The organism is Mesorhizobium sp. M1E.F.Ca.ET.041.01.1.1 (assembly GCF_003997355.1).
Classification (GTDB): domain Bacteria; phylum Pseudomonadota; class Alphaproteobacteria; order Rhizobiales; family Rhizobiaceae; genus Mesorhizobium.
In genome coordinates this window covers 1-1314 of the sequence record NZ_RZSL01001017.1, presented here as the reverse complement: position 1 = coordinate 1314, position 1314 = coordinate 1, and the positions used below count along the sequence as shown (strand labels likewise).

General features: G+C 64.4%; 2 protein-coding genes and 1 pseudogene. All 3 read left to right on the top strand.

Features of this window, described 5'->3' with window-relative positions:
* Positions 1-155: flavin reductase family protein (locus tag EOA38_RS36940; RefSeq protein ID WP_145966307.1), on the top strand; the 155-nt coding region annotated here is incomplete at its 5' end.
* A 29-nt stretch (positions 156-184) separates the two neighbouring features.
* Positions 185-1108, top strand: coding sequence for a MoxR family ATPase (locus EOA38_RS36935; RefSeq protein WP_127301528.1), 924 nt, complete (start codon positions 185-187; stop codon positions 1106-1108).
* Between the two features lie 5 nt (positions 1109-1113).
* Positions 1114-1314 (top strand): annotated as a pseudogene (locus EOA38_RS36930) (VWA domain-containing protein); the annotation flags it as partial.

The window sequence follows — 1314 nt, the reverse complement described above, 5'->3', positions numbered from 1 at the left end:
GACTGAAAGGTGCGCTTGCCGTGTTCGATTGTCAGATCGTCGACGCCAAGGATCTCGCCACCCACCGTGTGCTTTTTGGCAAGGTGACAGGTCTGCGCATCGGCGATAATTTGCGGCCGCTGATCTATCACAACCGCGGTTACCACGTTCTGTGAAACGGGTGCGCGGCGTCCACGGAGACAAAATGACCGCGCCGCGGCCCGCGCCGAAGTCGATCGACGAGACGCTCGATCTCCTGACCGGCGCGGACTATGTCGCGGATCGCTCGCTGGCGACGGTGCTGTTCCTATCGCTGCGCATGAAGCGGCCGCTGTTCCTCGAGGGCGAGGCAGGCGTCGGCAAGACCGAGATCGCCAAGGTGCTGGCCGATGCGCTCGGCCGGCGGCTGATCCGCCTGCAATGCTATGAAGGGCTGGATGTCTCTTCAGCCGTCTACGAGTGGAACTATGCCGCCCAGATGATCGAGATCCGCATGGAGGAGGCGGCAGGCAAGGTCGTGCGCTCCGACATGGAGCGCAACGTCTTTTCCGAAAAATACCTGATCCGCCGCCCGGTGCTCGACGCGCTGACCGGCAAGGCGGGTGCGGCGCCGGTCTTCCTGATCGACGAGCTCGACCGCACCGACGAAGCCTTCGAGGCGTTCCTGCTCGAGATCCTGTCGGACTTCCAGGTGACGGTCCCGGAACTCGGCACGATCAAGGCCGAAGAGCCGCCGATCGTCATCATCACCACCAACCGCACCCGCGAGATCCACGACGCGCTGAAGCGGCGCTGCCTCTATCACTGGGTCGACTATCCGAATGCCGAGCGCGAGCTGGAGATCGTGCGCCGCAAGGTGCCGCAGGCGAACAGCCGGCTGTCCGCCGAGGTGGTTTCCTTTATCCAGAAGCTGCGCCAGGTCGAGCTGTTCAAGGCGCCCGGCGTCGCCGAAACCATCGACTGGGCCGGCGCGCTCACCGAGCTCGACAAGGTGGCGCTCGATCCGGAAACGGTGTCCGACACGATCGGCGTGCTTTTGAAATACCAGGACGACATTGCCCGCATCGAACAGGGCGAAGGCCGGCGTATCCTCAATGAGGTGAAGGCCGAGCTTTCGGCCGCCGAGTAAGCGAGATGCCCTCGACGCATCCGGAACCCAGAGAAGCGACGGCGGAGGGGCGCATCGCCGACAACATCGTTTATTTCGCGCGGGCACTGCGCAAGGCCGGCATGCGCGTCGGACCGGCATCGGTCAAGGACGCCATCGAGGCGGTGCTGGCCGCCGGCATCGGCTCGCGCGACGATTTCTACTGGACCCTGCATGCGGTGCTGGTC